The 8,989-nt window shown below is 71.1% G+C and carries 11 protein-coding genes; 8 read left to right on the top strand and 3 right to left on the bottom strand.

What is annotated here, in order from left to right; genetic code table 11:
* The first annotated feature begins 168 nt into the window (after positions 1–168).
* The 4 genes from ACFKCF_RS47030 to ACFKCF_RS47015 all read left to right on the top strand — a co-directional run bounded on the left by ACFKCF_RS47030 (position 169) and on the right by ACFKCF_RS47015 (position 3,461).
* Positions 169–792, top strand: a complete 624-nt coding sequence (locus tag ACFKCF_RS47030) for a CatB-related O-acetyltransferase (protein WP_394501976.1) — start codon at positions 169–171, stop codon at positions 790–792.
* Positions 785–1,180 (top strand): DUF3224 domain-containing protein, encoded by a 396-nt coding sequence (locus ACFKCF_RS47025; protein WP_394501886.1) that lies wholly within the window; start codon positions 785–787, stop codon positions 1,178–1,180. The genes ACFKCF_RS47030 and ACFKCF_RS47025 overlap by 8 nt, the downstream gene beginning before the upstream one ends.
* 79 nt (positions 1,181–1,259) lie before the next feature.
* Positions 1,260–1,886, top strand: a complete 627-nt coding sequence (locus ACFKCF_RS47020; protein ID WP_394501885.1) for a transcriptional regulator — start codon at positions 1,260–1,262, stop codon at positions 1,884–1,886.
* A 342-nt stretch (positions 1,887–2,228) separates the two neighbouring features.
* Entirely contained in the window at positions 2,229–3,461 is a 1,233-nt protein-coding gene (locus ACFKCF_RS47015; RefSeq protein ID WP_394501884.1) for a hypothetical protein, read from the top strand.
* A 234-nt stretch (positions 3,462–3,695) separates the two neighbouring features.
* On the opposite strand, the gene ACFKCF_RS47010 is transcribed toward ACFKCF_RS47015, so the two are convergent.
* Positions 3,696–4,277 carry a PucR family transcriptional regulator gene (locus tag ACFKCF_RS47010; protein ID WP_394501883.1) on the bottom strand — a complete coding sequence of 194 codons (582 nt, stop codon included), beginning with the start codon at positions 4,275–4,277 and terminating at the stop codon, positions 3,696–3,698.
* 15 nt (positions 4,278–4,292) lie between these two features.
* On the opposite strand from ACFKCF_RS47010, the gene ACFKCF_RS47005 reads away from it, so the two are divergent.
* Genes ACFKCF_RS47005 through ACFKCF_RS46990 form a run of 4 tightly spaced genes read left to right on the top strand, consistent with a single transcriptional unit; the run spans position 4,293 to position 7,087 of the window.
* Complete coding sequence (locus ACFKCF_RS47005) at positions 4,293–4,469, top strand: hypothetical protein (RefSeq protein WP_394501882.1); 177 nt, start codon at positions 4,293–4,295, stop codon at positions 4,467–4,469.
* Positions 4,466–5,641: an MFS transporter gene (locus tag ACFKCF_RS47000; RefSeq protein WP_394501881.1), complete on the top strand. Its 1,176-nt coding sequence runs from the start codon at positions 4,466–4,468 to the stop codon at positions 5,639–5,641. The genes ACFKCF_RS47005 and ACFKCF_RS47000 overlap by 4 nt, the downstream gene beginning before the upstream one ends.
* Before the next feature lie 59 nt (positions 5,642–5,700).
* Positions 5,701–6,243: an MOSC domain-containing protein gene (locus tag ACFKCF_RS46995; RefSeq protein WP_394501974.1), complete on the top strand. Its 543-nt coding sequence runs from the start codon at positions 5,701–5,703 to the stop codon at positions 6,241–6,243.
* Positions 6,244–6,277: 34 nt separating this feature from the next.
* Positions 6,278–7,087 (top strand): APH(3'') family aminoglycoside O-phosphotransferase, encoded by an 810-nt coding sequence (locus ACFKCF_RS46990; protein WP_394501880.1) that lies wholly within the window; start codon positions 6,278–6,280, stop codon positions 7,085–7,087.
* A 25-nt stretch (positions 7,088–7,112) separates the two neighbouring features.
* On the opposite strand, the gene ACFKCF_RS46985 is transcribed toward ACFKCF_RS46990, so the two are convergent.
* Positions 7,113–8,231, bottom strand: coding sequence for a sensor histidine kinase (locus ACFKCF_RS46985; protein WP_394501879.1), 1,119 nt, complete (start codon positions 8,229–8,231; stop codon positions 7,113–7,115).
* Positions 8,228–8,890 (bottom strand): response regulator transcription factor, encoded by a 663-nt coding sequence (locus ACFKCF_RS46980; protein WP_394501878.1) that lies wholly within the window; start codon positions 8,888–8,890, stop codon positions 8,228–8,230. Before ACFKCF_RS46980 ends, ACFKCF_RS46985 begins: the two co-directional genes overlap by 4 nt.
* Between the last annotated feature and the right edge of the window lie 99 nt (positions 8,891–8,989).

Genomic DNA, 8,989 nt, shown 5'->3' with positions numbered 1-8,989 from the left:
CCCCCCCCCCCCCCCCCCCCACGACCGGGCCGCCCCGATCGGCCGCGGCCGATCATGAGGCGAGGCGGACCGGCCCCGCCCCTCGCACAGAGCCCGCGGACCTCTCTTCCAGGAAGGAAACGATTCTTGACACCCTTGGTCCCCGCCGACCCGACCGTGGTGCACCCCATGCCCGACCAGCCCCGGGTGGTGCTGCTGAAGCCGCTGGTCACCTCGCCGCTGATCGAAGTGGGGGACTTCTCCTATTACGACGATCCGGATGATCCGGCCGCGTTCGAGACACGCAACGTGCTGTACCACTACGGGCCTGAAAAGCTGATCATCGGGAAGTTCTGCGCGCTGGGCGAGGGCGTGCGGTTCATCATGAACGGCGCCAACCACCGCATGGACGGCCCCTCGACGTTCCCTTTTCCGATCATGGGCGGTTCCTGGGCCGAACACTTCGACCTCGTCGCCGGCCTGCCCGGACGGGGTGACACCGTGGTCGGCCACGACGTCTGGCTCGGCTACCGGTCCATGGTGATGCCCGGCGTCCGCATCGGGCACGGAGCGATCATCGCCAGCGGCTCCGTCGTCGTCGACGACGTGCCCGACTACGGCATCGTCGGCGGCAACCCGGCGCGGCTCATCCGCCGCCGCCACAGCGACGACGGCATCAACCGCCTCCTCGCCCTGGCCTGGTGGGACTGGCCGCTCCAGCACATCACCGGCCACATCCGCACGATCATGTCCGGCAGCATCGACGACCTGGAGAACGCGGCGCCCGCTCCGGCATGGAGCCGTCATGAGTAACCCGCGCTCAGAGCGCACCGTCAAGGCGACGTTCGAGATCGTCGCGTTCGACGAGAGCGTGTATGACGAGCACGCCGAGGGGCCCAAGCTGACCCGGGTCACGATCCGAAAGCGCTACCAGGGCGTGATCGACGGAACGGGTGTGGCCGAGGTGCTCACGGCCCAGGGCGGCGCCGGCGGCGGCTACGTCGCCTCGGAGCGGATCGAAGGCACGCTCGACGGCCGCCGGGGCACCTTCGTCATCCAGCACTGGGGGCTGGCCGACGGAGCCGAGCAGAGCAGCGAAGGAAGCATCGTCCCGAACTCCGGGACGGGAGAACTCACCGGGATCGCCGGTCGCGCGATGGAGCGCGAGTTCCAGGTGCTCACGCTGGTCTACACGTGCTGAGATCACCGGAGCCGAACCTCGGCTCGCGGGTCCGCCGCCACGAAAACTTGAACAAGGACGTTCGCGGCCGGGGCGTGCCATGGTGGTCCGGCTGGCCGAGTCCCTGGCTCTGTCGCTGCGGGAACGCAATGAGCTCCTGCTCGCCGCAGGCTACGCGCCGATCTATGCCGAGTCGAGCCTCGACGCCCCCGAACTCAGCCCAGTGCGCGAAGCGGTGGAACGCATTCTCGACGGGCACCTGCCGTACCCCGCTCTCGTGGTCCGGCCGTACGGCGAATTGGTCGCCGCCAATGCGGCGTTCGACGTTCTCGCCGAGGGCGCCGCGCCCGCGTTGCTCAAGTCCCCGGTCAACGTGCTGCGCCTGGCCCTGCATCCCGACGGGATGGCCCGCCGGGTCGAGAACCTGGCCGAGTGGGGTCGCCACATCACCGCCAGCCTACGCAACCAGCTGCGGCAGAGTCCGGATCCGGGCCTGGAGGAGTTCATCGCCGAGCTGGACGGTTACCTTCCCGACATGGATCCACCGCCTGAGCACCTCGGCTTCGCCGTACCGCTGCGGTTGCGAGTGCCGGAAGGTGAACTGCGCCTCATCACCACGCTGACAACGTTCGCGACCGCCGTCGATGTCACGCTGTCTGAGCTGCGCCTCGAAGCGTTCCTACCCGCCGACGAGACCACGGCGACGATCCTCAGACAGTGGGGATGACCACATCAACCAGGCCATCCTCATTCACCCGAACGTCACCTGAGATCCGCACGTATCCGAGCAGGTCACGGGCGTGTCTCCATCACTGGGCGACTATGTGTAGCCAGGCAGTCCTCAATCCGGCATGCCGGATAGATCACACCGTTGTCGTGCACACCCTCGACCTTCGCCCGTAGTCGTCGCACGTCGCCGTGCGCGACTACGACGGCTGCCGAGGAGGGCCGCTGTCTTGGGGCTGTACGCGATGCGGCGGCCGATCTGCGCACGAACCCGCCATAAGATCTTGAGACCTCGGCAGCCCTGCCCTCGCTGCTGCAGGTGCTCCCGGGAAGGAGACCCGCCATGCCCGTGACCTGCCGGGTGGCCATTGTGCGGATCGGCATCCCCCCGCTCACCATCAGGCGTGTGGCCGCAGGGCTCGCCGTACTGGCTCTGCTGTCCACCGCCTGCGGGAGCGGCACGCCCGCTGCCGCCGCTCCCACGTCGTTCACCTCGCCAGGGACGCTGCCGGCCCCGCGGCTGTCGCCGATCTTCGCCGACCCGGAGGCCTGCCCTGGACCACCGCGCAAGGAGCTTGAGATCAGGCCTGCCGCCGTGCCGTCCGGCTGGGAGGTGCTCTGGACGGAGGGCAGGCAGGGGACGGCACTGATCGACGCGACCGCGACGGCGGACGGGACGATCTGGGCTGCGCACGCGGACACGACCGGGCAGCACGTGCCTTGGCGCTGGAACGGCTCGAGCTGGACCCCCGTCAAGCTGCCCGACAATCTTTCCGAGGTCCAGACCGTGGCCGCCGAGTCGAAGGACCGCGCCTGGGTGTTCGGCAAGCGGGGTGACGACGGTTATGCGGCGAGCTACGAGGCAGGGCGGTGGCGGGTCGAGACCGTCCCCGGGCAGGGCGGCTGGCCGTCCTTCTCCTCCAGCGGCCCGTGGGTGGCCAACCACGAGCTCACCCAGCGGTGGAACAGCGGTGCCTGGCAGGCGGGCAACCTCTCCTTCCAGGTCCAGGCGCTGGCGAGCTTCGGTGCCGAGACCTGGGTGGTCGGCGCATTCGCCGCGGCCCGCTGGGAGGGCGGCGGGTGGCAGCGGATCGGCATGCCGTCGTTGAAGGTGCCGGAGGACGCCGACGTCCGGTGGGACGACGTGGCGGTCCTCGGCAACCGTCACGCCTGGGTGTTCGGCCGAGCTTCCTGGGAGGAGGCGGGCCCGATCAGGGACGACAACGAGCCATGGATCGTGAACCGGTCGTTCGGGTTGCGGTTCGCGGAGGGGACCTGGCAGTGCGTCTGGGACCTCGGCACTCTGGAGGCCGAGCCGGACGGCAAGGGCGGGATGTGGCTGGTGGCCGCCGGCGATGAGCTGTGGCATCTGTCCGGCGGCGGCCGCTGGACCAGGCAGCGTATGCCGGTCCCGAGCGGCTGGTCTGCCTCGGTGAACAAGCTGGCCCTGCGGCCGGGGACCACCGAGGTGTACGCCGTGGGCTCGGCCGGGCCGAAGGACCCCTCCGCGAATGTCCTGAATGGGACCCCGGCGAAGGGGAACGCGATGATGTGGCGGTTCAGCGGAGTCAGGTGAGGGCCGGTCGCAGACGTGTGCTCCTTCACCAAGCGGATGCGTGGTGTCCGCGCATGGGTCAGGCGGACCGCTGAGCGACGCGGGTTGGTGGTGTCACAGCCCTGGCCGGCGCTGTTTCCGGCGGCGATGCGTAAGGCGGCGTGAACAGCAGCTGTTCTTTGCGGCCCACGCTCGGATGCGCCAGTTCTTGTGCGCCGACCGGTCGATGCGGTCCAACGTGGCCTTCAGGCTCGCTTACTGCTCGGCCACCTCAGGCTCCCCGGAGGTGGGGCCTGGCGCCAGCGCCCCGAGTTCCAGCTCGAGCAGCAAGCGGTGCGTCGGGTTGTCCAGCGCGATGCCGAACAGCTCCTGCGCACGCCTGATCCGCTTGCGGACGGTGTTCTCGTGCAGCGTCAACTCCGCGCCGGCGGCTCGAACGTCTCCGAAATGCCGGAGATAGGACAGGAGTGTCGCCCGGTAGGCGGTGCCGTGCGCGGAATCGTGCGCGATGATGCTGCGGCCGGAGCCCGTCCGCAGCATCGGATCGCTCCGTACGGCGTGCAAGAGCCGTTGCTGGACGATCTCGGCGTGGAGGTCCCGTGCCGCGTAGCTGCCCGGCCGGGCGCCCGCGTCTCGCAGGTGGCTGATGGCGCGGTCGAGGTCGTCGCGCGCCTGGCGGAGCCCGTGGGGGTCCTCGACGGGCTCGCTGCGGACGATCAGCAGGTTCGCGTGCAGCAGCCGGGTCGCCCGCTGATGGAAGTGGGCGGCCAGGGTGGAGACGGTGACCGAGCCGCGTGGTGCGGCCTCGAGCAGCACGTACAACCGGTCCTTGGCCATGCTGATGGTCGGCTCGTGGCCGAGGGAGCGGGCGTCGAGTTCGAGCAGGCCGACCGCGCGCAGCAGGCTCGCCCGGTGATCGGCCGGTTGATCGGCCCGATGATCGGCCCGGTGATCGGCCCGGTGATCGGCCCGCTGGTGGGCGTCAAGCCGCCGGCCTGGTGTTCGGGCCGCTCTTCCTGGCCCCGGTGAACGAGCGGGCCCCCGGCCTGGCCACGCTCGTCTCGCTGGCCACGATCGGCATCAGTTTCCTGTTCCGGCCGCTCGGCGCGATCATCGCCGGCCGCTACGGCGACCGGCTGGGCCGCAAGCGCATGCTCGTGCTGACCCTGCTCCTCATGGGCGCCGCCACCACCCTCATCGGCCTGCTGCCCACCTACGGATCGATCGGCGTGGCCGCGCCCGTCGCCCTCGTCCTCCTGCGCATCCTTCAGGGCTTCTCCGCGGGCGGCGAATGGGGCGGCGCCGCCCTGCTGTCGGTGGAGCACGCGCCACGCGAGCGCCGCGGATGGTGGGGCGCCTTCCCCCAGATCGGCGTGCCGATCGGCCTCGTCCTGGCGACCGGCGTCCTGTGGATCATGAGTACGGTGACCACGCCGGAGCAGTTCCAGGCGTGGGGCTGGCGGGTGCCGTTCCTGCTCTCCCTGACCCTGATCGTCATCGGCTACCTCGTGCGGCGGGCCGTCGAGGAGAGCCCCGTGTTCAAGGAGCTGCAGCAGCGCACCAAGACGTCCTCCGCGCCGCTGCGCGACCTGTTCCGCGGCAACAGCAAGAACGTGCTGCTCGCCGCGCTGATCTTCGTGGCCAACAACGCCGCCGGATACCTTCTCATCGCCTACTTCATCAGCTACGGCACCACCACGCTGGGCCTGTCCCGGCCGTCCGTCCTGCTCGCCACCGTCGCCGGGTCGGTGGGCTGGCTGGTCTTCACCCTGTACGGCGGGGCGCTGTCGGACCGGATCGGCCGGGTCCGCACCTTCCAGATCGGCTACGCGCTGGTGTTCGTCTGGATGATTCCGCTCTTCCTGCTGATGGAGACCCGCAGCATCTGGCTCTTCGCGGCGGCGATCATCGTCTTGACCATCGGCCTGGGCCTGTCGTACGGGCCCATGTCGGCCATGTACGCCGAGGTGTTCCCCGCCTCGGTGCGCTACTCCGGCGTCGCGATCGGCTACGCGCTCGGCGCCATCCTGGGCGGCGCCTTCGCACCCACGATCGCCCAGGCGCTGGTGCAGAGCACGGGCTCAGCCCTGTCCGTCGGCGCCTACATCATGGTGCTCTGCGTGATCTCCCTGGCCGCCGTCACGGCGGTCAAGGAACCCAAGGGCGCCGATCTGGGGCTGGCCCAGCAGCCGATCGCCTGACAGCGGGTCGGCTACGCTGCCGTTGAATGGTTATGAACTCCGCGAAGGGGGACGAACGGGTGCACGGGACTGTTACCGCCGTCAGCAGCAGCGGCGAGCATTCCTTCAGCAAGCCGAACCGAGACAGCATCACCCTGCTGGCCGGACTAGGGGTGGAGGGCGACGCGCACGCGGGCGTGACGGTCAAGCACCGCTCCCGGGTCGCCCAGGACCCCACCCAGCCGAACCTGCGCCAGGTCCACCTCATCCACCAGGAGCTCTTCGCCGAGGTGGGACAGGCGGGCTTCACGGTCAGGCCCGGCGAGCTCGGCGAGAACATCACCACCCAGGGCGTCGACCTGCTCGGGCTGCCGGTCGGCACGCTCCTGCGCATCGGTGCGGAGGCCGTCGTGGAGGTCACCGGGCTGCGCAACCCGTGCGTGCAGATCGACGGCTTCCAGAACGGCCTGCTCAAGCAGGTCGTCGGCCGCGACGGGGCCGGTAACCTGGTGCGCCGGGCCGGCGTCATGAGCGTCGTCACGACCGGCGGCGTCGTCCGCCCCGGCGACGTGATCAGGGTGGAGCTCCCCGCCGGGCCGCACCGCCCCCTCGACCGGGTCTGACCGGCCAGCGGCCGCTCCGGATAGGGTGGTCGGCATGATCGACTCGACATCGGCCTTCCGGACATTGCTGGATGACGGGGACGGATGGCTCCCCGTCACCGGCGGCGAGTCCGGGGCCGGTGTCTTCCGCTCCGATGACGGCGCCCGATACGCCAAGTGCGTCCCCGCCGGTTCCGTGACCTCGCTGGAGGAGGAGCGGGACCGCGCCGAGTGGCTGGGCACGCAGGGCGTCCCGGGGCCGCGCGTCCTCGACTGGCGCGTCACCGCTGCCGGCGCCTGCCTGGTGACCAGCGCCGTCGCGGGCGTCCCCGCCGATCGGCTCCCGGCCGCCGAGCTGCGGGCGGCGTGGGAGAAGATCGCCGATGCCGTACGCCGGCTGCACGACCTGCCCGCCGCCGGGTGCCCGTTCGCGCGGGATCTCACCCGGATGTTCGGCGTGGCCGCCGACGTCGTCGCGAGGGGCGCGGTCAACCCCGAGTTCCTCCCGGAGGAACAGCGGCACACGCCCGCCGGCGAACTGCTCGCCCGACTCGAGCCCCAGCGGGAGCGCCGCCTCGCGCAGGAGGCCGCCGAGACGGTCGTCTGCCACGGAGACCTGTGCCTGCCCAACATCATCCTCGACCCGCAGACCCTGGAGGTGGCGGGCTTCATCGACCTCGGCCGCCTCGGCCGGGCCGACCCGTACGCCGACATCGCGCTCCTGCTCGCCAACGCGCGAGAGAGCTGGCCCGACGAGCGGCAGGCGACCTGGGCGGACGAACGGTTCGCCGAGCGGTACGGCATCCTCCTCGACCGTGACCGCGAGCGGTTCTACCTCCACCTCGACCCCCTCACCTGGGGTTAGCGCCGCGCGCGGCCGTCCCCTGGCGTCAGGGGCGGTTCGGACGGGAGGCGGGCGCGAACTGCGCGGTGACGCACAGGCCGCCTTCGGGGCGTGGGACGGCGGTGAGGCCGGCGTGGTGCGCTCGGGCGACGGCGTGGACGATGGCGAGGCCGAGGCCGAGGCCGTAGCCGTCGCGGCCGTGCCGTTCGGCCGCCAGTTTCTGGAAGGGCTGAAAGAGGCGCTGGATCTGGTCGCCGGGGATGACCGGCCCGCTGTTGGTGACGGTGAGGGTCACCTGGGTGCCGGAGGTCCGAGTGGTGATCTTCACGTGCCCGTCCGGGTGGTTGTGGCGGATGGCGTTGTCGATGAGGTTGGCGATGAGGCTTTCGATCAGTTTCGGGTCTCCGGCCGTCACCGCGGGCCCGAGGTGTGCGGCGAGGTCGATGCCCGCCCGCGTCGCCTGGTCGCGGCGGGAGGCGAGCATTTCTTCGGCGACGTGGGCGAGGTCGAGGGTGTCCCGGCGGGTGACGCCCCGCTCGCTGGTGGCCAGGGCGAGCAGTGCTTGGACGAGCCGCTCCTGGTGTTCGCCGAGCACGAGGGCCTCCTGGCAGGCCGAGCGCAGGGCGTCGGTGTCGGCATCGGGGTCGGCCAGGGCGACTTCGAGGAGCGTACGCAGGCCGGCCAGGGGGGTGCGCAGCTCGTGGGAGGCGTTGGCGACGAAGTGGCGCTGGGCGTCGAAGGAGGCTTGCAGGCGGGCGAACAGGTCGTCGAGGGTGTGGCCGAGTTCGGTCAGCTCGTCCGCGGGCTCGCCGAGGTCGAGGCGCCGGTGGAGGTCTCCGGCGGAGATGATTTTGGCGGTGGCGGTGATGGCGCGCAGCGGGTGCAGGAACCGGCCGGCGACGTACCAGCCGGCAGCCAGGGCGAGGGGGATCAGCAGGACCAGGGCGACGGCGGATCCCGTGAGGAGCTGGGGCAGGCTGATCCCCGCCCCGGTGCCGGTGGTCACGCTCGACGGGGTGCGGTCTACGGGGGTGGCCGCGTCGACGGTGGCGAGCCCGACGTCGACGAAGACCAGCACGAAGACGCCCGCGGCGTAGATGCCCGCGGCGTAGGCGAGTGCGAGCCGCGTCTGCAGGGATCTTCTGGCGAGCCGCCGGCTGGTCATGACGGTCCGAGGCGGTAGCCGCCTTCGCGGATGGTCTCGATCACGGGCGGGTCGCCGAGCTTGGCCCGCAGGCGGTGCATGGCGTGCTTGACGGCGCTGCTGAAGGGGTCGGCGGCCTCGTCCCAGACGCGCTCGAGCAGTTCTTCGGCGGAGATGACCCGGCCGGGTACGGCGAGCAGGCATTCGAGCAGGGCGAACTCCCGGGGGCTCAGCTCCAGGCGCCGGCCGGCCCGGAACGCGGTACGGCGGGCCGGATCGAGGGTGATGTCCCCGCAGGTCAGGGTGGGCGGTAGCGGCGGGGTGGCGCGGCGGGCCAGGGCACGGACGCGGGCGACCAGTTCGGCGAACGCGAACGGCTTGGGCAGGTAGTCGTCGGCGCCGAGGCTGAGCCCGTCGACGCGGTCCTCGATCGTGCCGGAGGCGGTGAGCATCAGCACGCGGGTCTCACAGCGGCCGTGGGCCAGCCCCCGGCAGATCTCGTCCCCGTGGACGCCGGGCAGGTCGCGGTCGAGGATCACCACGTCGTAGCGGGTGACGGCCAGGCGCTCGAGGGCGGCGGTTCCGTCCAGGACGACGTCGACGGCCATGCCCTCGCGGCGCAGCCCCGTTCCGATGGAGCGGGCGAGGATCTCGAAGTCCTCGACGACGAGGACCCTCACCCCCGATCACCGCCGGTCGTCGTACGGGCGGCGCGGCCGCCGGGTCGAGGTGCCATGCCCGCAACGATGCCAGATCCCCGGTTCCAGCCAGGTCGCAGC

The organism is Nonomuraea sp. JJY05 (genome assembly GCF_043496855.1).
In the GTDB taxonomy this organism is placed as follows: Bacteria; Actinomycetota; Actinomycetes; order Streptosporangiales; family Streptosporangiaceae; genus Nonomuraea.
This window is presented reverse-complemented; position numbering and strand designations above follow the sequence as displayed.